The following is a 22333-nucleotide window of genomic DNA, read 5'->3' as shown; positions in this document are numbered from 1 at the left end:
ATCGGTGGTCGCCGTGAGGCAATGCACGAAGATGACCAGCGAAAACGTGATCGCCCGAATCAGATCGACATGGTGAAGGTACTTGCGTCCTGTCGAACTGGCCGTCGTGGTTTCGGTCGTGCTGACCGTAAGGGTTGCGTTGGTGGCGGAGAGCATCGCGTACAGCATGCCGTACCGGCCCGCGAAAGTGCACGACGGGGAGGTCTGGGTCACAATCGTCCGCGATCTACCGTGCAGTGATGCATGAGCGGTGGGATCGGTGATTCCGGACTGGGACGTCCTGGTCCTGTTGCTGGCCGCTGCGGGTGTGGCCGGCTGGATCGACGCGGTCATCGGCGGCGGCGGGCTGATCCTCATCCCGGCGATGCTGATCGCCTTTCCGACCGCGGTGCCGGCGACGGCGCTCGGCACCAACAAACTGGCGGCCGTCGCGGGGACGAGCGTGGCGGCGGTCAACTATTCGAGGGTCGTGAAGGTCCCCCGGAAGCTGGCACTGATGTCGGTGCCGATTGCGTTCACGTGCTCGGCCGCTGGGGCGTTGTCGGCGACGGCGGTATCGGCGGAGATCATCCGGCCGCTGGTGATCGTGCTGATGCTGGCGGTGGGGATCTTTGTCGCGGTGCGGCCGTCATTCGGAAGCAACAGCGGCGAGAGCCCACCGCTGACCGGCCGCCAGATGGTTGGCGGATGTATCGCCTTCGCCGTGATCGGGTACTACGACGGCATCTTCGGTCCTGGTACCGGCATGTTCCTCATCATTGCGCTCACAGCTTTGTTGTCGCGCAACTTCATCGAGAGTGCGGCGCTGGCGAAGATCGCCAACACCGCCACCAACCTCGGTGCGCTCGTCGTCTTCGCCATCGGCGGAAACATATGGTGGGCACTGGGTTTGATGCTCGCGGTCGCCAATGTCGGGGGATCGATCCTGGGGTCGCGAACGGTACTGAACCGCGGAACAGGTGTCATCCGGATCGCGCTGCTGACCGTGGTGGTGGTGATGTCGCTCAAGCTGGCCTGGGATCAGTGGGCCTGAAACGCACTGAGTGGACGGGGGCAAACTAGGCTGCTGACGTGGGTATGAGTCCTGTGGAAGATCAGAATCGGCGCCTGCTGCGCGCCCGCGACACCATGGATCGCCAGTACGCGAACGCATTGGACATCGAGCAGCTCGCGGCCATCGCCTACATGTCGCCCGCCCACTTCATCCGCACCTTTCGGGCGACCTTCGGTGAGACCCCGCATCGGCATCTGCAGCGCCGCCGGATCGAACGCGCGATGGCATTGCTGCGTGGTTCGGACGAATCGGTCACTGTGATCGCCGGCCGTGTCGGTTTCGGGAGCCTCGGCACGTTCAGCCGGACGTTTCGTGCCATCACCGGCAGTTCACCGAGTGAGTTCCGTGCTCGGGCACAGCCATTGAATGTTCCCGTGTGCTTTGTGAAGGCATGGTCGAAACCGAGCAGTTTCGGAGAAGCGCCACCACGCTGACCGTCTCTACTGTTGGCCTATGTTCAACAAAATCGGAATCCACGCGGTCATGGTTCTCAATCAGGATGAAGCTCTTGACTTCTACGTCGGCAAGCTTGGCTTCGAAGTCGCAGACGATGTCGACATGGGCTTCATGCGATGGCTCACCATCGCGCTGCCATCCGACCCCGGCCGGCAGATCCTCCTCGAAGTCCCCGGACCGCCTTCGTTGACCGAAGACGTGGCAGCGCAAGTTCGTGACCTGCTGACGAAGGGCGCGCTGGGTATGGCTGCCACCCTGAACACCGACGATTGCCGCCGGACGTACAAGGAGTTGTCGGCCAAGGGTGTGGAGTTCACCGAGGAGCCGACGGAGCAGCCGTACGGTATCGACTGCGCGCTCCGTGACCCGTTCGGCAACCACATCCGCATCACCCAGCTGGCCACCGGTCCGGTCGAGGTGACCGATGCCGACATCGCGCGATGGGCCGGCACGGACAAGTAGCCCTCCGCGGGATCACCACCACCCGGGCAGGGCCTTCTGCAACTCGTCGCTCATAGCCTCGGTCAGGCTCGCCACGAAGGCCGTGGTCAGGTGGTGATAGTCGTGCCACACCAGGATGTTGCCCACGATCGCCGGGCAATTGGTGTCGTCGCAGAGCGCGTCGGAGAAGTCGAGGAACGACATGTTGGGGAACTGCTCCCGGATGGCGAGGGTGGGGTCAACCGGTGACAGTGCCTGTTCGCGGTCGACGCCGCAGTCGGCGGCTGATCTGCCGCTTGCGAGACATTCCGGAGGGGTCAGATGCGGGCCCAGTGCCCAGGGGGTGTCGCGGATCGCGATCACCTGCTGCCCGCGGTCGCGGAACTCGGTGAAGATGTCGAGGTAGTCCGACGGGATGTAGTCGCCCGAACCCTCGCCCTCGGTGGGGCGGGTGCTGGTGGTGACGACGACGTTGGGGCGATCGACGGCCAGCTGATCCATCACCATCCGCGACCACTCGTTGCACTGGGGGTACTCCGCGCCGATCGGGGTGAGGATCGTGTCCGTGATCAACGGACATCCGACCTTCAGGTACGTGGTCACCCGGAAGCGCTGCTCCCGCCCGATCTCATCGAGGGCTGTGAGCCAGTGTTCGGAGTGGGAACCTCCGACCAGTGCAATGGTGCGGGTGGCCTCCAGGGCGCCGTAGACACCCACTCGCACGGAGCCGTCAGTCCATCCGGAGACAACTCCATCGGCGGACGAGATAGGCCAATCATCCTTCACCGCAAGCGCATCGGGCTGCAGTTGCACGTCCGGGACCGGCGCACCGGCCCAGAGCGCCCTGGCCCCCGGATACAGCTCCACATCTCGGTTCTGTGCACCGGCACTCAGCGAAGTCGCGGGTGATCGCCAATCCTGGATCGCCAGACCGGCTCCGGCGGTCAGCACCACCAGTACGCAGGTCAGGGCCGCGGCGTAGCCGGGCACCAGGCCGTGTCGCCGGTCGGTGTGCGGCTTCTTGCGACCGGACCGCAGTGGGATCTCGACGAATTTTGTTGTCAGATAGGCCAAGACCAGCGACGCCGCGACGATTCCGGTGCCCTCTACGATCGACACCCCGCTCTGGTAGCGCCAGGCCAGGTAGAAGATCAAGAGCGGCCAATGCCAGAGGTAGAGAGAGTAGGCGATGGAACCCAACCAGACGATCCGGGGATGCGCCAGCCACGAACCCACGCGCGTCGGGTCGCCCGATCCGACCCAGATCAGCAGCACTGTTGCACCGACGGGAACCAACGCCATCGCCGACGGGTACTCGTCGACGCCGGAAATCCACCAGCCGCACGTGATGATGAGAACCAAGGCGATGGCAGCGAGCGCGTTGCGGATCCACTGCGGCAACGTGATCCGGGGCATCCACACTGCCAAGAGACCGCCGAGCAGGGGCTCCCACGCCCGGGCAAACGTGTCGTAATAGGTGAACGACTGATCGATTCCGTGGCGATGCAACGCCCACGCGAAGGAGGTCAGCGCCGCAAGTGCGATGACCCCGGCGAGCGCGCCGCGCACCACTGCGGGTCGCCGGAAGACACCTGAACGGGTTCCGACGGCCCGGACGACTGCACCGGCCAGCAGCAATGCCACCAGCGTGCCCGCGAAGAACTGGCCTTGGACCGACATCGACCACAGGTGCTGCATTGGGCTGTTGGCCGAATCGGCGGCGGCGTAGTCCTGCGAGGCGAGCGCGAGATGCCAGTTCTGGAAGTACAGCGCCGAGGCGATCACCTCGTCGCCCAACGATTCCCACCGTGCCCGTGGCAGAACCGCGATGGTGAGCGTGACGATGGCGACTAGCACGGTGAGCATTGCCGGCACCAAGCGCCGGGCCAGCCGCCACAGGCGCCCGAACGGGTTCAGCGCGGCCGCCCACGTCGATCCCGATCCGGCCGAGGTGGCCACGACATGTTTGCAGAGCGACGCCACAAAGAAGTATCCCGACAACGTCAGGAAGACGTCGACGCCGCCCGAGACCCGGCCGAACCAGATGTGGAAGACAACCACCAGTGTGATCGCGAGACCACGCAAACCGTCGAGATCGAGCCGGTAACCGCCCGGCCCGGTCTTCTGCGTTTTCACCACCAGCCCGACAACACCTTTTGCATGTCGGTTCCCAGCGCCGGGATCAGGCTGCGCACAAACGTGGCACTGAGGTGGTGGAAGTCGTGCCACACCAGGATGTTCCCGACCACGGCCGGGCAGTAGACGGCATCGCACATGGCGTCGGTGTAATCGAGGAAGCTCATGTTGGGGAAGTCGGGTGCGATGGCCAGCGCCGGATCGGTGGTTGCCATCACGAGGGATCGTTCGACGCCGCACTGTGACGGTTTCTTGCCCAGTGCCAGGCATTCCGGTGGGCTCTGGCTGCCCAGGGTCCACGGATTGTCGCGCACCGCAATGACTTTCTGGCCGCGGTCCCGGAACTCGGAGAAGATGTCGATGTAGTCGGACGGGACGAAGTCGCCCGCGACCTCACCCTCGACGGGCCGAGTGCTGTTGGTGAACACCACATCCGGCCTGTCGAGGGCCAGGCGGTCCATCACGTCGCGCGACCACTCGTTGCACTGGTAGTACTTCTGTCCGAACCAGGTGAAGACATGGTCGACCGTCAGCGGACATCCGACCTTCAGGTACGTCGTGACCTTGAAACCCTGCTGTTTGCCGACGGCATCGAGTGCGGTGATCCAGTATTCGGCGTGAGAGCCGCCGACGAGTGCGATGGTCCGATCGGCGGCGACATCGCCGTAGACGCCGACCCGGATCGATCCGTCCTTCCATCCGGAGATCACCGAGTCGTATGACGTGATCGGCCAATCCATGTCTGCCACATCCGGACTGGGCTCGGCCTCGACGCGCGGGACCGGTGCGCCGTCGAGGTAGGCACGCGCACCGGGGTAGAGGCGGGGATCGAGGTTCTCGGTGTCGACGGACAGGTTCTTCACGTGGTTGTCCCACGCGGCGATGCTGACCCCGGCACTCAGGGTGAGAACCACCAGCACCGACGTCAGCACCGTCGCGTAGCGCGGCCATCCTCGGGTGCCACGTGAGGCCACGTCCGTCCTTGTGGGCGCCGGCCTGGGCTGTCGCAGCGGCTTCTCGATGAATCTGGTTGTGGTCCAGGCCAGCACCAGCGAGACCACGATGATCGCGGCGCCTTCGATGATCCCTACGCTGTCCTTGTATCGCCACGTCAGGTAGAAGATCAGCAGCGGCCAGTGCCACAGGTAGAGCGCGTACGCGATCGAACCGAGCCAGACGATCGACGGGTGGGCCAACCACGAGCTGACCGTTGCGGGTCCGGTGATGTCGGTGGGAGCGGTCTGCCGTGAGCCACTCCAGATCAGCAGCAGCGTTGCGCCCACGGGCACCAATGCCATCGTCGACGGGTACTGCTGAACACCGGCGATCCACCAGCCGCACGTGATGATCAGACCCAGTGCGATCAGGCCGAGGGTGTCGCGCAACCACTGAGGCATCCGGACGCGGGGCATCGCCACCGCGAGCAGACCACCGGCGAGGGGCTCCCAGGTCCTGGCGATCGTGTCGTAGTAGTTGAACGGCTGATTGATGCCGTGCCGGTGATGCGCCCAGGCAAACGACACCAGCGTGACACCGAGGAGCGCGACTCCGACCACGGAGCGAACGACCACGGGCCTGCGGAATGTGGCGAACCTCATCGCCAGCATCTTCAGGGCTCCGCCGAGCGCCAGCGCGGCCAGCAGTGTCACCACAAAGAACTGTCCCTGCACCGACATCGACCACAGGTGCTGAAGTGGACTGTTGGCGGAGTCCGCGGCGGCGTAGTCCTGTGCGGCGAGCGCCAGGTGCCAGTTCTGGTAGTAGAAGGCAGAGGCGATCACCTCACTGCCCAGCGGCGCCCATCGGGTCCTCGGCATGAGCAGCAGGCACATCACCACGATGAACAGCAGGACGGTCAGCAGTGCCGGCAGGAGGCGGCGGGCCAGGCGCCACAGCCGTGGTCCCGGATTCAGTGCCGATGTCCAGCCGACGGTGGCCGGCGATGTCGCGAGGACATGCTTGAGGAGCGAGGCGACAAAGAAGTAGCCCGACAGGGTCAGGAAGACATCGACCCCGCCGGAGACCCGGCCGAACCAGATGTGAAAGACCGCGACCAGTGTGATCGCGATGCCGCGAAGGCCATCGAGGTCGATCCGGTACTCGTTGCCGGGGGCCGGACGAAGAGGGCGCGATGCGACGGACGGGCCTGTCGCGATCGCACTCACGCGCCAGATTCTTCCAGATGGCTGCCGAAACCCCGCGGCGACAGCCCCGATCGAGGAGAGGTATCACAATCGTGAAGGTTCATCCCGTGTACCTATTGAGTGCTTTGGGTGATTCGGCGCACAGATGCCGGCCAGGACTGTAGTTTCGTTCCAGTCCAGCAGAGAGGCAGGGTCCGCAATGCCGCGTGGCTCCACAGCAGTTTCGAAGAAGAACAGGGCTCGACAAAAGCAACGGGCAGGAGTTGCCACCGCAGTGTTCGTGACCGCGGCCATGGGCGCCACGGTTGGTGCGGGCGCCGGGCACGCTGCCTGGTACGACCCCATCGTCAACCTGTTGCCGATCGAAAGCTGCGAGGGTGGAAGCGGAACCGTCAACGCCAATGTCGACTGCCAGTGGTCGATCGATCCTCCCGTCACCGCACTGTTGCCGGCCTTGGGTGTGGACCTCGACCTCAACAGCGCGGCGACCGCACGCGAAGACGTGGACATCACACTCGTGCCCGACTGGCTCGACTGGTTCGACGTCATCCCCGATCTGGAAATCGGCGGCACCACCGCCAAGATCACGGGACCCGGGCTCGCGTACGCCAATTCGCTCTTCGCCGCTCCGGGCAGTTCCGCGGAGGCGCACGCCTGGGGTTTCCTCAGCGGAGCAGTGGCCGTGACGCTCCCGCCGGATTCGATCGATGACCTCATCGCCATGGAACCCGGTCACACAAAAGCGATCTCGTTGCCATTGGGCGTCACGATCGCGGCGGCGGGTTCGGGTCAGGCCACAGCCATCGCACTCGGCGGGTTTGCGACTGCGGTCGGTTTCACGGACCTCGTCGAGAACGTCAGCTGTATGGCGCTGGTGTCATACGCATCTCACTCGAACGTGGGGACCTGCGCCGGGGTGTTGTTCATCTTCAGCGTGAGCCAGGTCGCCGGTTCACCCGAGTACGTGTTCGCGATCGCCGACCCCACATCGCTGACGTTCCTGTCTGATCAGGGCCTGATCCCGCTGCCGATCCCGAGCTTCGATCGCGACATCCTGCGGGTCGGGGTGGGTGGTTCGTCGGGTATCCGGGTCGAGACCGATCTGTTCGAGACGCCGAACTCCACGTCGACGTCGGTGTCCACCAGGACTGCTGCGGCCCCGGCTGTGCACACGGTCGGCAGCAACTCTGCCGAAGACGCATCCGCAGAGGATGTTTCGACCATCGCCGATATGCAGGCGGCAACCGAATATGTCGGGAAGCATCGGGCACCCGATACCACCGAAACGGAAACCACCACGACCGACACCACCCTGACCGACACCACCACGACCACCACCGAGACCGAGACCGAGACCGACACCGCCGAACCGGAAACCGACGCCGAGCCGGATGCCAAGAGCGTGCCGGAATCCACCACGGGTGCTCCCGACGCCGCGTGAGGATCCCGGTGGGAGGATCATGGCGGGTGAGGCGAAAGGACCGCGTCATGGGGCAACTCAAATCACCCGGTGAGATCGAGATGATGCGTGAGGCCGGCCGAGTGGTCGCGCGGGCGTTGTCCGCGGTGGAGGCCGAAGCGGCCGTCGGCTCGACTCTCGAGCAACTCGACGAGGTCGCAGCCGCCGTCATCGAACGAGCGGGAGCGAAGTCTGCCTTCCTGGGTTACCACCCCAAGTGGGCTCCGACGCCGTTTGCCGGAGTGATCTGCGCCAGCGTCAACAACGGGATCGTGCATGGTGTCCCGGTCGGTCGGCAGCTTCGCGACGGAGATCTGGTGAGCATCGACTGCGGTGCATATCTCGACGGGTGGTGCGGTGATGCGGCAATCAGTTTCCTTGTTGGCCAAGAAGATTCGGGCGATGTCGATCTGATTGCCGCAACCGAGGCCGCGTTGTTGCGAGGTATCGAGGCGGCGCAACCAGGTGGGAACATGGGTGACATCGGGCACGCCATCGCCGGACCCGCGCGCGCCGCCGGTTACGGGCTGCTCGAAAACCATGGCGGCCACGGCATCGGCCGGGCAATGCACGAAGCCCCACACGTCCCGAATGAGGGACGGGTGGGGCGCGGTATGAAACTTCGTGCGGGACTGGTGATCGCGATCGAACCAATGCTGATCCGCGGTGGCGACGACCGGTACGTCCACGCCCCCGACGGGTGGGAACTGCGCAGCGCGTCCGGCGCTCGCGCCGCCCACTGCGAGCACACGGTGGCGATCACACCGGACGGGCCGCAGATCCTCACCGCACTCTGACCCGACGGCAGTCGTCGGGCCGAGCGTCAGGCGGCGGGGGTCTTGACGATCAGAACCGGGCTCGGTGCGTGGTGCAACACGGTCTGGCTCACCGAGCCCAGCAGGAGCCCGGTGAAGCCTCCGCGTCCACGGCTGCCGAGGACAAGGAGCTGGGCACCCTCGGCGGCAGCGGTCAGCAGCTGGTGGGCGGGCCCGTCCGCGGCGACCATGGTCGACACTACGACGTCGGGATGGTCGGCGGTGTGGGCGGCAATTCGCTGCGCCACGAGCTTGTGCGCTTCGTCCTCGGTCTGTTGGACCAGGTCATCGGTGATTCCGAACCCGCCGAAGGTGTTGGTGGCCAAGTCGGTCCAGGTGTGGACGACGGTGAGGCCGGTGCCGCGGAGCGCGGCCTGCTCGAAGGCGGCCGTGAGAGCGAGGTCGCTGGATTCCGAGCCGTCGATGCCGACCACCACCGGGCCGGTGCCCGGGGGATGTGCGACCACGGCAACGGGGCTGGAGGCATGTGCGGCGACGCCGGTGCTGACGGATCCGGCGATCAGGCCGCGCACTGCACCACGACCCCTGGTGCCGACGACGACCATTGCAGCGTCGGCGGATTCGTCGTTGAGCACCGCGGTAGGAGTGCCCGCCACGATCCGGCTCGACACCTCCACCGTCGGTGTGGTCTCGCGAGCGAGTTTCTCGGCAGCGGTGACCGTCTCCTTGACCGCATCCTGGATCAGGGTGACGAGGTCACCGGTATACGCCATCGCCGTACCCGCGTATCCGCCGACCTGCGGTTCGTAGACTCCGACGACCACCAATTCGCGACCCATGAGCTCGGCGGTGTTCGCCGCCCAGACAACGGCCTGATCCGAACTCTCGGAACCGTCGACTCCGACGATGACCGGTGATTTCGACATTCGCGCTTCTCCTCTTGGTGGTTGCTACTTCGACGACGTGAGTGCGGAGGCGATGTCGTCGGCAGTTTCGGGGGCCGTGTCCGCGATCGGCGCACGGAGCTTGGGCAGGAATGCGGTGATGATCAACGCTGCGATGGCCGAACCGGCCGCCAGCGCCATGATGGTGCTGAACGCTTCCTCTGACGGAAGTACGGATGAACCGAGCGACATCGTCATGTTGGCCAGGATCACACCGGCGATCGCGCTTGCGAAAGATGTTCCGAGTGAACGCATCAGGGTGTTGAAGCTGTTTGCCGCACCGGTCTCGGACGGTGGAACCGCGCCCATGATGAGTGCCGGCATCGCTCCGTAGGCGAGTCCGACACCGGTGCCGATGATCATCGCGATCATGACCAATTGCCAGATCGAATGCATTGCGAAGATACCGATCCCGTAGCCGACGGCGACAATCACAGCGCCGAGCATCAGTGTGATCTTCGGACCGTACGCATTGGTGATCTTCGATCCGACCGGCGAGATCAGCATCATGACTATTCCGAACGGAGCCATCACCAATCCGGACAGCAGCATCGAACCGCCGAGCCCGAATCCCGTGGCCTCGGGCAGCTGAACCACCTGCGGAAAGACCATCGACGCGGCAAACATGGCAAAGCCGAACACGATCGATGCGACGTTGGTCAGCAGAACCTGGCGGCGTGCGCTGACGCGAAGGTCGACCAACGGCTTGGTGGTATGCAGCTCCCACCAACCCCAGACGAGGAAGGCGACAAGTGAGATGGCCAGCAGTGCGAGTGTGGTGGTGCTGGTCCAACCCCAGTCGGAACCCTTGGAGATCGGCAGGAGTAGCGCGATCAGCGCGATCGCCAGTGAGATGGCGCCGGCGAAGTCGAACTTGCCGCCAGTTCGTACCGGAGACTCGGGAACCATCCTGAAGATCAGAACGGCTGCGACGATTCCGAGCGCGGCGGAGGTCCAGAACAGCATGTGCCAGTCTGCGTATTCGGCGATGATCGCGGCGATCGGGAGCCCGAGTGCACCGCCGACGCCGAGGGAGGCGCTCATCATGGCGACGGCCCCGGCGAGTTTCTGGGGAGGCAGGATGTCGCGCATGATGCTGATGCCGAGCGGGATGAGTCCCGAGGCCAGGCCCTGCAGGACACGACCGATGATCATCGGGACGACGCTGGACGACAATGCGACGACGATCGAACCTGCCACCAACAGGGTGACACTGATCAGCATCATGCGTCGTTTGCCGAACATGTCACCGAGACGCCCCATCGTCGGTACGGCTACAGCAGCGGCGAGTAGGGTGCCGGTGATCGCCCAAGCGGTGTCAGACGGGGATGCGTTCAGGTAGTCGGGAAGACTCGGGATGATCGGGATCACGAGTGTCTGCATCAGTGAGACGACGATGCCGGCGAACGCCAGCACCGCCACGATCGGCCCGGTCGGTGGACTCGTCGTCGTCGTCGACGTAGTGGATATGGACATCAAGGTTCTCCATCAGCTGGCAAGCAAGTTCACAGTTCAGATCTAAGTCACACGATTTAGTTAGCGTAGGGCAACTAGTTGTTGTCTGCAAATGATTGTGAACATTCGTGATGCACCTCTCCTGATCCGGATCGGGTGACCGGTGGCACCCCAACATGGAAGGTTGAGTCGGGAAGGCTCAAGTTTTTTCTGAAATCGGGAACAACATCGCCAGGTGGCCGGTTGTAAGACTCGAGAGACCTGAGCGACCCCCACTCAATGTGACTTGACGGGACGATCGAGACTCGGTAGAAGTTGAGTCGATCGCGCTGAGGTTTCAGACCGAGAACCACAAACGTGAACATCCGTGCGCCGCACTGCTGCGGATGCACTGCTTATAGGAGGCAAGAAATGGCTCGTGCTGTAGGAATCGACCTGGGCACCACCAACTCGGTGGTGTCGGTCCTCGAAGGTGGAGAGGCCACCGTCGTCGCGAACGCCGAAGGCTCGCGCACCACCCCGTCGGTTGTTGCATTCGCCCGCAATGGCGAGGTCCTGGTCGGGCAGCCGGCCAAGAACCAGGCAGTGACCAACGTCGACCGCACCATCCGTTCCGTCAAGCGCCACATGGGCGAAGACTGGAACACCGCGATCGACGACAAGAAGTACACCCCGCAGGAGATCAGCGCCCGCACGCTGATGAAACTGAAGCGTGACGCAGAGGCGTACCTCGGCGAAGACGTTGTCGACGCCGTGATCACCGTGCCCGCGTACTTCAACGACGCCCAGCGTCAGGCCACCAAGGAAGCCGGCCAGATCGCCGGCCTCAATGTCCTGCGTATCGTCAACGAGCCCACCGCGGCCGCGCTGGCCTACGGCCTGGACAAGGGCGAAAAAGAGCAGACCATCCTCGTCTTCGACCTCGGTGGCGGCACGTTCGACGTGTCCCTCCTGGAGATCGGTGACGGCGTCGTCGAGGTCCGTGCGACCTCCGGCGACAACCACCTCGGTGGCGACGACTGGGATCAGCGTGTTGTCGACTGGCTCGTCGACAAGTTCAAGGCGAGCAGCGGAATCGACCTCACCAAGGACAAGATGGCCCTGCAGCGTCTGCGTGAGGCCGCCGAGAAGGCGAAGATCGAACTGTCCTCCGGACAGAGCACGTCGATCAACCTGCCCTACATCACCGTGGACGCGGACAAGAACCCGCTCTTCCTCGACGAGCAGCTCAGCCGCAGCGAGTTCCAGAAGATCACCGGAGACCTGCTCGAGCGCACCCGTGCGCCCTTCCAGGCCGTGATCAAGGATGCCGGCGTTTCCGTCAGCGACATCGATCACGTTGTGCTCGTTGGTGGTTCGACCCGTATGCCGGCCGTGACCGAACTGGTCAAGGAGCTCACCGGTGGACGCGAGCCCAACAAGGGCGTCAACCCCGATGAGGTCGTGGCCGTCGGTGCCGCACTGCAGGCCGGTGTGCTGCGCGGTGAGGTCAAGGACGTGCTGCTGCTCGACGTGACCCCGCTGAGCCTCGGTATCGAGACCAAGGGTGGCGTCATGCACAAGCTCATCGAGCGCAACACCACCATCCCCACCAAGCGGTCCGAGACCTACACCACGGCAGAAGACAGTCAGCCGTCGGTGCAGATCCAGGTCTATCAGGGTGAGCGCGAGATCGCCTCGCACAACAAGCTGCTCGGATCGTTCGAGCTGGCCGGTATCGCTCCCGCCCCGCAAGGTGTCCCGCAGATCGAGGTGACCTTCGACATCGACGCCAACGGCATCGTGCACGTCACCGCGAAGGACAAGGGCACCGGCAAAGAGAACACCATCCGTATCCAGGACGGCTCGGGCCTGAGCAAGGACGAGATCGACCGGATGATCAAGGATGCGGAAGCTCACGCCGACGAGGATCGCGCGCGCCGTGAAGAGGCCGAGACCCGCAACCAGGCCGAGTCGCTGGTGAACCAGACCGAGAAGTTCCTCAAGGACTCCGACGACAAGGTTCCCGCCGACCTCAAGACCAAGGTCGAGGGCTCGATCGAAGGTGTTCGCGAAGCACTCAAGGGCAGTGACCTCGGCGCCGTGAAGTCGGCCGTCGAGACGCTGACCACCGACTCGCAGGAGCTGGGCCAGGCCATCTACGCGGCAGCTGCCGAAGAGGGCGGCGCAGCAGCGCCCGGTGGTGCCGATGACGTCGTCGACGCCGAGGTTGTCGACGAGGGTGTCGACGGCTCCGAAAACGCCGGGGACAACAAGTGACCGGTCCCGAAGCCGAACCGGTAACCGTGACCGACAAGCGGCGTATCGATCCCGAAACGGGTGAGGTGCGTCCCGAGGATGTTGCGGATGCTCCCGAGTCGGAAGGGGAGCAACCGGATTCGGTGGACACAGTGGACGCCGCAATCGATGAGGTCGCTGCCGACGCGGCGGGTTCGGACAAAGAAGCCGAACTGCTCGCCGATCTGCAGCGGGTGCACGCCGAGTACGCGAACTACCGCAAGCGCGCAGAACGGGAGAAGGTCTCGGCTCAGCAGTACGGCAAAGGTGACTTGATCAAGTCGCTGTTGCCGGTGCTGGACGACCTCGACCGGGCCCGGGCTCACGGCGATCTCGAAACCGGACCGCTGCGTGCAGTGGCCGATAAGATCACCGAAACGCTCAGCTCCGCAGGCCTCGCGGCCTTCGGTGTGGTGGGTGACGAGTTCGATCCGGCGCTGCACGAGGCAGTGCAAAACGAGGGTGACGGCTCGCGCCCGGTGATCGGGACCGTGTATCGGCAGGGCTTCCGGCTCGCCGACCGCGTCCTGCGCACCGCGATGGTCGTTGTTGTCGACGGATCCCAATCCGGCGAAACACCGCCCGCGGACACGACGCCGCAGCAGGACTAGAGCTGACCGGCCCAGGCACCCGAGGTGCCTGGGCCGGCATCTTCGGCAGACAATGAAATACACAGCGAAAAAAGACGAAGATCTACAGAAGGAGGTGACGCCTGGTGGCCCCACAACGTGAATGGCTGGAACAGGACTTCTACAAAGCGCTGGGCGTCAAGCCCGGTGCGTCCGCCGACGAGATCAAGAAGGCATATCGGAAGCTGGCCCGGGAACTTCATCCCGACGCCAACCCGAACGACGCGGCAGCGGAGGAGCGGTTCAAGCTCGTCTCCGAAGCGCACAGCGTCCTGTCCGATCCGGCGAAACGCAAAGAGTACGACGACACCCGGCGCATGTTCGCCGGTGCCCGCGGAGGCGCTGCCCGAGGCGGGGCCGGATTCCCCGGTGGCTTCGGTGCACCGTCCGGCGGCCAGGAATTCAACATCAACGACCTGTTCGGCGACGGCCCCGGAGGCGGATCCGATCAGAACCTCGGTGACCTCTTCGGCGGTCTGTTCAACCGCGGCGGTGGATCACGGGGAACCCAGACACGGAGCCGTCGCGGCAACGACCTGGAGACCGAGACCACGCTTAGCTTCAAAGAAGCTGCACTGGGCACCTCGACCACCCTCACGATCACGAGTTCCGCGCCCTGCACCAACTGTCATGGCAGCGGAGCAAAGCCCGGTACCAGCCCTCGGGTGTGCCCGAGCTGCAACGGTGCCGGAGTGGTCAGCCGCAACCAGGGTGCCTTCGGATTCAGCGAGCCGTGCACGGATTGCCGTGGCACCGGCTCCCGGATCGACGACCCCTGCCCCGACTGCGAAGGCAACGGGGCAACCATCCGTACGCGTCCGATCACCGTGCGGATCCCGCCGGGTGTGTCGAACGGCGGCAAGATCCGTCTTGCCGGACAAGGCGAGGCCGGTCTCCGTGGCGCCCCGTCCGGTGACCTCTACGTCACCGTCAACGTGGCACCCGACCGGACATTCACCCGCAGCGGCGACGACATCAAGGTGACGTTGCCGGTCAGCTTCTCCGAGCTGGTCCTCGGCACCACGGTGTCGGTGCCGACGCTCGAGGGAAGCGTGGGTCTGAAGATCCCGCCGAACACCGTCGACGGCCGCACCCTGCGGGTGCGGGGACGCGGTGTGGTGAAACGAGCCGGCGGTGCCGGTGACCTGCTGGTGACCGTGAAGGTTGCCGTGCCACCGACATTGGACGACGCCGCGATCGAGGCACTGACCAAGTACGCCGCCGCAGAGAAGGCCAGCGGGTTCGACCCGCGTGCAAACTGGGGTAGGTCATGAGCGCGCCGCCGCCGGATGATCGCGACCGGGACGCTGCCGAGTCCGCTCGGATGTTCGTGATCTCGGTGGCGGCCGAGCTCGCCGGGATGCACGCCCAGACGTTGCGGACCTACGACCGGCTCGGTCTGGTCACCCCACAGCGGGCGGCCGGCGGCGGTCGTCGCTACTCCAGCCGCGATGTCGAACTCCTGCGGATGGTGCAACGCCTCTCGCAGGACGACGGCGTGAACCTCGCCGGGATCAAACGCGTCATCGAGCTGACAAACCAGGTCGACGCACTGCAGAGCCGGGTCCGCGAACTGGAGTCCGAACTCGCACAACACCGCTCGGCCCGGGGCAGCGACCTCGTCCCGATCCCACGCACCAACGCCCTCGTGGTCTGGAAACCACGACGAGAACGCGGCGGCCGCTGACCATCCGGGCTCCGCTAGGCTTCGTCTCTGATCAGGGTCGAGCTCCGCTCCGCTTCGTCTCTGATCAGGGTCGAGCTGCGCTACGCTTCGTCTCCGGCGGGTAACACAAACAGATGACAGGGCGATACATCAGCATGAACCAGGTACTCGGGATATCGGTCACCGACCTGGAGATCGCATCGGTGGTCGCCGACTCCGACACCGGCGAGGTGCTCGCCCGCAACTTCGTGGAACTGCCGGCCAAGGCCCCGCTCGACGTCTTCGACGCGATCTATCAGCTTGTGCAATCCGCACCGATCTTGCCGTCGGCGATCACCGTCGCCTGCGCTGACAGCGCCATCACGCAGGCCGTCGGCGACATCATCAACTCCGGTCGGCTTCCCGCCGAACTGATGCCGGAGCCGACCGAACCCGGGGTTCCGCCGTCGGCACCGGACTGGTTTGCCCAGACGACCGTGGTCGCGAGCCCGGTGGCCTACGCAGAGATCGCCAGCGTGATCTTCGGTGCGCGTGGTGTGGTGCTCGTCGCCGACCTCGACAGATCCGGTGCGCTGTTTCCCGGCCAGTCCGTGGCGCTGGTCGACACCAACACCCGGGTGGTCGTCGGCGCCAGTGAGATCTCCGGCTTCGGTGCACGTCCACCGGTCACCGAACCCGACGGAGCGCAACTCCTCGCCGATGCCGTCGGCGTGGTCGACAACCCTGCCGGTGCGTTGCAGGGCATCGCGGTACTCGGACCGGGTGCCGCGATTCTGGGTGTCGCACCGTCTCTCGAATATGCGCTGCAGCTTCCGGTCCAGGTCACCGACGACGGGCAGTACGCGGCCGCCTACGGTGCCGCGATGGTTGCCGCCTCCATGGCCGGCCGCAGTGCCAACAACAGCCGGTGGGTGCTCTTGTCGGCGGCGGTTGCTGCGGCACTGCTCGTGGCGGTCGGGGTGATCACCGCAGTGGTGATGACCGGCGACTCCAGCATCCCCAAGACGGCCGTCGACGAACGCTCGACCACGTCGCAGTCCACCACCACCACCACGACCACGTCGTCGAAGAAGTCGACGCCGCGGTCGACGATCTCATCACCGACACTTCCTCCTGAGACCACGCAGGCCCCGGTGACAACGGAAGAGCCGACCACGGTGACCGTTGTCCCGCCACCGACCACGGTCACGCAGACACCGCCGCCGCCGTCTTCGTCAGAGGAGTCCCCTGTTCCGGGAGACCCTGGCGAGCCAGGTGAGTCACCGGACCCTGGCGGTCCAGGTGAGTCTCCCGATCCGGGGGGACCAGGTGAGTCACCCGATCCGGACAATCCAGGTGAATCGCCTGACCCGAGTCCAGGTGGTTCGACAGAGAGCGCGCCTGCGAATCCCTAGCCGTCGCGGCGAGAGACAGCTCAGTACGGGTCGTTCTGGATCCGGCTCGCGGGGATGCCGGCGATCAGGAACCGTCGGCGGGTGTTGAGCAGCATGTCGGGGGAGCCGGCCATCAGGACCTGATGGGTGGTCCAGTCGACGCCGGATCCGAGGACCGCATCCGACAACTGGCCCTGTACGCGTTCGAAAGTGATTCGGCCCGAGTGTTCGCTGGATGTACTCCACCACGGGTCATCGGTGTCCTCGACAACGGTGGTGATCGTGAGCCAGGGGTTCATGGCCGCGATCTGCCACAGCCGGGCGAGGTCGTACAGGTCGGCGGGGTAGCGCGCCCCGTAGAACAGGTGCACCGCCGGCGGTGTGACGAGTCGGGTCAGGTCGATGATGATCGCGCGCAGTGGGGCGAGCCCGGTTCCGCCGGCGACCATGAGGACGTCGTTGCCGGTGGGATTGACATGCAGCGTGCCGTGGCTCTGCGCCAGATTCCACACATCGCCGACCTGGGTTTCGGTGACGATCGAGTTGCTGACCGTCCCGCCCGGCACCGCCCGGACATGGAACTCGAGTTCGCCTTCCGGGTTCGGGGGGATGGACGGCGACAGGTGACGCCAGGTCCGCGGCCACTGCGGGATCTGCACCTCGAGGTACTGCCCGGCGGCGAATCGCAACGGTTCGCCGGTACGGAGCCGGACGACGGCGAGATCTCTTGACAGCCGATATTTTTCGGCGACGGTGGCGGGCCACGTCGCGGGACCCTTGGCCGAATGTGCGGCGCCTCGCATCACACCGGTTGTCAGCATCACCGCCTGAGAGACGACGTTTGCGGTCTCTTCGTCCCACGAATCACCCATTGTCGAAGCGATCTCACGTGTCAGCGCGACGAAGAATTCGTTGTAGTTCTCCTCGGTCACACCGTACTTGCGGTGATCGCGACCCAGCTGCCCGAGGAACTCCAACAGCATTGGGTGGTTGTCGCGGTCGGGTACGGCCTCGAAGACGTAGTCGATGACCCGGAACAGGGTTTCTCTTTGGTGGCCCATATTTGCCGGAAACAGTTCGCGGAGCGCCGGATTTGATGCGAATAGCCGGATGTAGAAATTGGCGGTGAATCCGTCTGGATCCCGGGCCAGCACATCGCGCACCTGCAACAGCACGTGTCGCGTATGAGTACCCACGCTATAGCCCGGCCTCTCCGTTGATTTACCAATATTGCCAGGTGGAGGCGTGTTCAGATGAATCCGCGTGCTGTGGTCCCATCGAGGCGGTCCAGATGACCTCGCACCCCTGCGACAGTTTATTGTGTTTTCCGCCCACTTACGATCAAGCGACGGCAGTCGGCTGGGTAGAGTCGACTCATGGCAAAGGGGCGCGCCGGTAATTATGTGCGCGACAGTTCGCTCGCCGGGCCGGGTGAATCGTCCGGGGCACGCGCGCGCCAATCCGCGGACGATGATTCGGGTCTGCTGGCGCGGGTCATTCCGGGGATCATCGATACACACGTCCATCAGTGGGATCCGCTGACTTCTCCGTGGGAATCATCGCGAAGTACCCGGCTTTACCGAGCGGCCCCGGTGCTCGGAAAGGCAATCTTCCGCTACGCGGTGGCTCAGAAGGATCGAGAGCTCATCCTCGACCCCCGGATCGTCGCCAGGCCGTATCTGCCGAAGCACTACTACGCCGACTCCGCCGATGCGGTTCCGGTATGCGGCGTGCCGATCGAATCTGTGGTGTACATGGAGACCCAGTGGGTTGTTGACGAGCCGTTCGGCTCCACCGATGAAACCCGTTGGGTGACACACCTTCCGTTCGGAAAGAACGGCGCACCCGATCTCGCCGCCATCGTGGCCCGAGGTGACCCGTGCAATCCGAAGTTCGGGCAGCTCATCGAGATGCACCTCGACGTCAGTGACAAGGTCCGCGGAATTCGATGTGTGTCCGCGTGGCACCCCGATCCCAAGGTGCGGAGTTGGGCCGACGCCGACGGGGTGCTGGTGTCCCCGGAGTTCCTGGCGGGGTTCGCCGCGATCGCGGAGCACGACCTGGTCTTCGAAGTCTGGGTGTATTCGCACCAACTCCGCGATGTCCGGGCGCTGGCACGTGAGTATCCCGACACGACCATCGTCCTCAACCATCTCGGCACTCCTGTCGGTCTGTTCGGTCCGATGGGTCAGACGACGGGCAGTACGGCGGCGCAGCGGCACGAACTCCTGCGGGCGTGGCGTGAGGACATCTCGGCGTTGGCGCAGTGCCGCAACGTGGTCGCGAAGCTGTCGGGCATCGCGTTCCCGTTGCTGGGCTACGGACATCAGCGTTTTGGGAACATCGGCACGCAGCAGACACTGACCAACATGACCGGGCCCCTGATCGAACATGCGGTGAAGGCGTTCGGGCCCGATCGGTTGATGTTCGGGTCCAACTTCCCGGTAGACAAACCGAACGCAACGCTGTCGATGATCGTCGGGAGTCAGCTGGATGTCCTGGAGCCCTACGGCGGTAGTTTGCTCCGAAAGGTGTTCCGCGACAACGCTCGACGTGTCTACCGCCTGGCCTGACCCCGGTGCCGCGGGTCTAGTGCGCGGCCGGCAGGTTCTCCAGACGGACCTGTTGCAGACGGTCATGGACCAGGGGAACCGCGGAGGCGCCCTCGCCGCTGGCTGATGCCACGCGCTTCATCGAGCCGCTGCGCACGTCGCCGACGGCGAAGATCCCGGGCACCGTGGTCTCGAGGAACGCCGGCGGAACCCCGCCCGTCCAGTACTCCTTCGGCATCGATCGCCCGGTCAACAGGAAACCGTGTTCGTCGCGTTTGATGGCTTTCGGGATCCAGTCGCAGGTCGGTGCCGCGCCCAGAAGCAGGAACAGTCCCGACGCGTCCACGCGCTCGGAGCTGCGGGTCTGGTTGTTGCAGAGTTCGAGCCACTCGAGATGACCCTCGCCGCCGCCGTCGACCACCTCGGTGTGGGGCTTTACCGTGATGCACGGACTGGCTTCGATCTCCTGGATCAGGTAGTCCGACATGGTGGCGGTGAGTGAGTCCCGACGGATCGCGATCGTCACCGACTTGGCGAACCGGGACAGGTGCATCGCGGCCTGGCCGGCGGAGTTACCACCCCCGACCACCACGACGTCGCGGCCGGTCATCTCACGAGCGGCGCTGGTGGCGGCGCCGTAATAGACCCCCGACCCGACGAGGTCCTCGCAGCCGCGCACGCCGAATCGGCGGTAGGCCACACCCGTGGCGATGACGATGGTGCGCGCGCAGATGCGGGCGTCGCCGACTCGCACGTGGTGATGGTCGAACGAGGCGTCGATCTCGATCTCGGTCACGCCCTCACCGGAGAAGAACTGCGCCCCGAAGCGACTGGCCTGGATCCGGGCTCGCTGGGCCAAGCGCATACCGGAGATCCCGCGCGGAAAGCCGAGATAGTTCCGGATCATCGAGCTGGTGCCGGCCTGGCCACCGATGGCACCTTGTTCGATGACCGTGGTGGTGAGGCCCTCGGAGGCGCCGTAGACGGCGGTGGCGAGCCCGGCCGGCCCCGCGCCGATCACCAGGAGGTCGGCGACGGTGCCCTCGGGAATCTTGTCCGGGGTGCCGTAGATGGTGGCCGCGACCTCGCTGACCGTCGGCCGCGACAGCGGTGGCTTTCCGAGACGGCTGAGAACTGGCAGCTCGGAGTCACCTTCAACCGATTCGAGGATCTCCCGGCCCACGATGGACTCCGGGTGATGGATCTCGACGGGCATACCCATCCGGTCGAGGAAGTCGCGGATCGCGGACAGTTCCGGTGAGGGACCGTCGGCCACGATCTGTAGGTAGGCGACCTCGGGTGCGGCCACCGACCATCCCCAGTCGGACAGATACTCCACGATCGCGGTGTGGAACTCCTCGTCGCGCTGACCGCGAGGGATTCCGAGGTAGGTGTCGTAGCGCCCCTCGGTGACACCGCTTCGCAGTTCGTCGAAGGAATCCCCGAACCGGACCGCGGGGATCAGGGCCACTCGACGGGCCGATGGCACGACAAATCGCAGTTTCTGGAGCAGCGCATCGCCGTGCCAGTCGCCGAGATCGTCGAGCTCGATGAGGAACAGCGCGATCGGAACCTTGTGCGCCAGGAGGTTTTTGGTGAGTTCGAGGCATTCGCCCCCGGTTGCGGCGAACGTGATGGTGTAGTCGCGGCCGTACCGGCTGCGGATTTCGTCGATGACGGTGTTCCTCGCGCCGTCGGAGGCCGAGAGGACGATCGCCGGGGTCAGACGGTCGTTCGGGTCCGGCAGATCGAATGATGATTCAGAAGTCACCCCGTCAAATCTAGCGGGACATTGGGGTCAGCGTGATCGCAAGTGCTTCCGTCGCCTTCGGACGCCGGAAGACCGGTAGGTCCGGGTTCCCGGGCGATCGAAGGTGAGAGGTTGGCATCCCTACGACGTGTACGCGGGTACCGACGAGGCCGCGATCCGTCAGGGCGCCCAGATCTCACTGAACACGGGTGAGGTCGACCAGCTCGAGCACGACGCGCGCTATGACCATGCCTACGAATACCTCGAAGTGCTCTACAAACTGTGGGAAGGCTCCTGGGAGCGCGACGCCGTGCGGCGCGACAAGGACCACGCGGTGTTCGCCGACCCGAGTACGACCTCGACGAACCGATCGGCAACGTGCAGAGCAACGCCATCCAGTCGGCGGTGGCCGCCTTCAGTCAGGCGTCCGGCGACCTGGAGGAGCGGACCGTGCGCGACATCGCGGCCTGGGGCGGCATCGACGGTTTCAATCTCGCGTACGCCGTGACACCGGGTACGTTGCGGCACAAGCTTTTCGGCAAGGGCGACCTGCTGCCTGCCACCGCGGTGCCACCTATCGGGTGGGCGGGGTCAACTCCACGATCGACGATTCGGTGCGCAACGGTGTGGGCGCGCGTTCCTGGATCCCGCACCCGCGACGCCGGTAGTTGGTATCAACAGAGCATGACTGCAGACCTGTTCGACATCAGTGGTAAGACAGTCCTGGTCACCGGGGGTACCAGCGGGATCGGGGCGATGATCGCCCACGGACTCCATGAGCGCGGGGTCAGGGTTGTCATCGCCGGACGCACTCGAGAAGGCCGCCGAGTCGGAGGTGATCGCGATCGGGGCGGATCTGTCGACACCCGAGGGCTGTTCCAAGCTTGCCCAAGACGTGCTCGACCGGGTCGAATCGATCGACATCCTGGTGAACAACGCCGGGGTCACGTGGGGAGCACCGGTCGATGAGTTCCCGTCGTCCGCGTTCGACAAGGTGCTCGATCTGGAAGAACGGCGCGACGCGATCGAGGCGAACACCCCATTCGGACGGATCGGGCGTCCGGACGATGTCATCGGTGCCGTTCTCTATCTCACCAGCCGGGCCGGTAGCTATCTGACCGGTGCGGTGATTCCTGACGGGCGAAATCTCGACGACGCGATGACCGAAATGTGAGTAAATGGGTGGCAACTTTTCACGCAAACCTGCGAAAAAATCCGTAA

General features: G+C 64.8%; 18 protein-coding genes and 2 pseudogenes. 13 read left to right on the top strand and 7 right to left on the bottom strand.

The genetic code is table 11. The annotated features are described in order from the left end of the window. Nucleotides 1–168: pseudogene (locus tag VIQ49_RS09720) on the bottom strand (acyltransferase); the annotation flags it as partial. 91 nt (nucleotides 169–259) lie between these two features. Here VIQ49_RS09720 and VIQ49_RS09715 point away from each other — a divergent pair. From VIQ49_RS09715 to VIQ49_RS09705, 3 genes are read left to right on the top strand one after another with little or no spacing between them, the layout of a single operon-like run. Next, nucleotides 260–1033: a TSUP family transporter gene (locus VIQ49_RS09715; protein WP_331883790.1), complete on the top strand. Its 774-nt coding sequence runs from the start codon at nucleotides 260–262 to the stop codon at nucleotides 1031–1033. A 44-nt stretch (nucleotides 1034–1077) separates the two neighbouring features. Further along, nucleotides 1078–1488 carry an AraC family transcriptional regulator gene (locus VIQ49_RS09710; RefSeq protein WP_331883775.1) on the top strand — a complete coding sequence of 137 codons (411 nt, stop codon included), beginning with the start codon at nucleotides 1078–1080 and terminating at the stop codon, nucleotides 1486–1488. 19 nt (nucleotides 1489–1507) lie between these two features. Beyond that, nucleotides 1508–1972 (top strand): VOC family protein, encoded by a 465-nt coding sequence (locus VIQ49_RS09705; RefSeq protein WP_331883772.1) that lies wholly within the window; start codon nucleotides 1508–1510, stop codon nucleotides 1970–1972. Nucleotides 1973–1984: 12 nt separating this feature from the next. On the opposite strand, the gene VIQ49_RS09700 is transcribed toward VIQ49_RS09705, so the two are convergent. Next, nucleotides 1985–4090: an acyltransferase family protein gene (locus VIQ49_RS09700; RefSeq protein ID WP_331883769.1), complete on the bottom strand. Its 2106-nt coding sequence runs from the start codon at nucleotides 4088–4090 to the stop codon at nucleotides 1985–1987. Then, the gene (locus tag VIQ49_RS09695) at nucleotides 4084–6252 is read right to left on the bottom strand and encodes an acyltransferase family protein (RefSeq protein ID WP_414731606.1); all 2169 of its coding nucleotides are present in this window, start codon (nucleotides 6250–6252) and stop codon (nucleotides 4084–4086) included. Before VIQ49_RS09695 ends, VIQ49_RS09700 begins: the two co-directional genes overlap by 7 nt. Before the next feature lie 253 nt (nucleotides 6253–6505). On the opposite strand from VIQ49_RS09695, the gene VIQ49_RS09690 reads away from it, so the two are divergent. Together VIQ49_RS09690 and map are read left to right on the top strand one after the other, a co-directional pair. Continuing rightward, nucleotides 6506–7672, top strand: a complete 1167-nt coding sequence (locus VIQ49_RS09690; protein ID WP_331883766.1) for a hypothetical protein — start codon at nucleotides 6506–6508, stop codon at nucleotides 7670–7672. Between the two features lie 47 nt (nucleotides 7673–7719). After that, on the top strand, nucleotides 7720–8487 hold the full coding sequence (map, locus tag VIQ49_RS09685) for a type I methionyl aminopeptidase (protein WP_331883764.1): 768 nt from the start codon (nucleotides 7720–7722) through the stop codon (nucleotides 8485–8487). A 26-nt stretch (nucleotides 8488–8513) separates the two neighbouring features. Here map and VIQ49_RS09680 read toward each other — a convergent pair whose 3' ends face one another. Next, entirely contained in the window at nucleotides 8514–9392 is an 879-nt protein-coding gene (locus VIQ49_RS09680; protein WP_331883761.1) for a universal stress protein, read from the bottom strand. A 24-nt stretch (nucleotides 9393–9416) separates the two neighbouring features. Further along, nucleotides 9417–10886, bottom strand: coding sequence for an MFS transporter (locus VIQ49_RS09675; protein ID WP_331883758.1), 1470 nt, complete (start codon nucleotides 10884–10886; stop codon nucleotides 9417–9419). 390 nt (nucleotides 10887–11276) lie between these two features. On the opposite strand from VIQ49_RS09675, the gene dnaK reads away from it, so the two are divergent. From dnaK to VIQ49_RS09650, 5 genes are all read left to right on the top strand, one after another. Further along, nucleotides 11277–13124 (top strand): molecular chaperone DnaK, encoded by a 1848-nt coding sequence (dnaK, locus tag VIQ49_RS09670; RefSeq protein WP_331883756.1) that lies wholly within the window; start codon nucleotides 11277–11279, stop codon nucleotides 13122–13124. Next, on the top strand, nucleotides 13121–13753 hold the full coding sequence (gene grpE, locus VIQ49_RS09665; RefSeq protein WP_331883754.1) for a nucleotide exchange factor GrpE: 633 nt from the start codon (nucleotides 13121–13123) through the stop codon (nucleotides 13751–13753). The genes dnaK and grpE overlap by 4 nt, the downstream gene beginning before the upstream one ends. Nucleotides 13754–13857: 104 nt before the next feature. Continuing rightward, on the top strand, nucleotides 13858–15045 hold the full coding sequence (gene dnaJ, locus VIQ49_RS09660; RefSeq protein ID WP_331883752.1) for a molecular chaperone DnaJ: 1188 nt from the start codon (nucleotides 13858–13860) through the stop codon (nucleotides 15043–15045). Next, nucleotides 15042–15458: a heat shock protein transcriptional repressor HspR gene (locus VIQ49_RS09655; RefSeq protein ID WP_331883750.1), complete on the top strand. Its 417-nt coding sequence runs from the start codon at nucleotides 15042–15044 to the stop codon at nucleotides 15456–15458. Before dnaJ ends, VIQ49_RS09655 begins: the two co-directional genes overlap by 4 nt. A gap of 113 nt (nucleotides 15459–15571) precedes the next feature. Next, nucleotides 15572–16831 (top strand): hypothetical protein, encoded by a 1260-nt coding sequence (locus VIQ49_RS09650; RefSeq protein WP_331883747.1) that lies wholly within the window; start codon nucleotides 15572–15574, stop codon nucleotides 16829–16831. Between the two features lie 20 nt (nucleotides 16832–16851). Here the strand turns inward: VIQ49_RS09650 and VIQ49_RS09645 are convergent, their stop codons facing one another. After that, nucleotides 16852–18006: an FAD-binding oxidoreductase gene (locus VIQ49_RS09645; protein WP_331883744.1), complete on the bottom strand. Its 1155-nt coding sequence runs from the start codon at nucleotides 18004–18006 to the stop codon at nucleotides 16852–16854. A gap of 180 nt (nucleotides 18007–18186) precedes the next feature. Here VIQ49_RS09645 and VIQ49_RS09640 point away from each other — a divergent pair, with 180 nt between their 5' ends. Further along, nucleotides 18187–19383, top strand: a complete 1197-nt coding sequence (locus tag VIQ49_RS09640) for an amidohydrolase family protein (RefSeq protein ID WP_331883741.1) — start codon at nucleotides 18187–18189, stop codon at nucleotides 19381–19383. 16 nt (nucleotides 19384–19399) lie between these two features. On the opposite strand, the gene VIQ49_RS09635 is transcribed toward VIQ49_RS09640, so the two are convergent. After that, entirely contained in the window at nucleotides 19400–21133 is a 1734-nt protein-coding gene (locus VIQ49_RS09635; RefSeq protein WP_331883739.1) for an FAD-dependent oxidoreductase, read from the bottom strand. A gap of 121 nt (nucleotides 21134–21254) precedes the next feature. Here VIQ49_RS09635 and VIQ49_RS09630 point away from each other — a divergent pair. Together VIQ49_RS09630 and VIQ49_RS09625 are read left to right on the top strand one after the other, a co-directional pair. Continuing rightward, a pseudogene (locus VIQ49_RS09630) lies at nucleotides 21255–21780 on the top strand (hypothetical protein); the annotation flags it as partial. Between the two features lie 107 nt (nucleotides 21781–21887). Continuing rightward, a complete protein-coding gene (locus VIQ49_RS09625; protein ID WP_414731605.1) occupies nucleotides 21888–22286 on the top strand; it encodes an SDR family oxidoreductase in 399 nt (132 codons plus the stop codon). Nucleotides 22287–22333: the final 47 nt, after the last annotated feature.

It is taken from the genome of Williamsia sp. (genome assembly GCF_036566845.1).
Classification (GTDB): domain Bacteria; phylum Actinomycetota; class Actinomycetes; order Mycobacteriales; family Mycobacteriaceae; genus Williamsia.
Note: the sequence above shows the minus strand (reverse complement) of the source record. Positions and strands in the feature narration are given on the sequence as shown.

Bases quoted from the DNA above. Each gene is read 5' to 3' on its own strand.
- VIQ49_RS09710 (WP_331883775.1), top strand. From the start codon at position 1,078: ATGAGTCCTGTGGAAGATCAGAATCGGCGCCTGCTGCGCGCCCGCGAC.
- VIQ49_RS09705 (WP_331883772.1), top strand. From the start codon at position 1,508: ATGTTCAACAAAATCGGAATCCACGCGGTCATGGTTCTCAATCAGGAT.
- map (WP_331883764.1), top strand. From the start codon at position 7,720: ATGGGGCAACTCAAATCACCCGGTGAGATCGAGATGATGCGTGAGGCC.
- VIQ49_RS09680 (WP_331883761.1), bottom strand. From the start codon at position 9,392: ATGTCGAAATCACCGGTCATCGTCGGAGTCGACGGTTCCGAGAGTTCG.
- VIQ49_RS09675 (WP_331883758.1), bottom strand. From the start codon at position 10,886: ATGTCCATATCCACTACGTCGACGACGACGACGAGTCCACCGACCGGG.
- dnaK (WP_331883756.1), top strand. From the start codon at position 11,277: ATGGCTCGTGCTGTAGGAATCGACCTGGGCACCACCAACTCGGTGGTG.
- VIQ49_RS09655 (WP_331883750.1), top strand. From the start codon at position 15,042: ATGAGCGCGCCGCCGCCGGATGATCGCGACCGGGACGCTGCCGAGTCC.
- VIQ49_RS09650 (WP_331883747.1), top strand. From the start codon at position 15,572: ATGACAGGGCGATACATCAGCATGAACCAGGTACTCGGGATATCGGTC.
- VIQ49_RS09640 (WP_331883741.1), top strand. From the start codon at position 18,187: ATGGCAAAGGGGCGCGCCGGTAATTATGTGCGCGACAGTTCGCTCGCC.
- VIQ49_RS09625 (WP_414731605.1), top strand. From the start codon at position 21,888: ATGAGCGCGGGGTCAGGGTTGTCATCGCCGGACGCACTCGAGAAGGCC.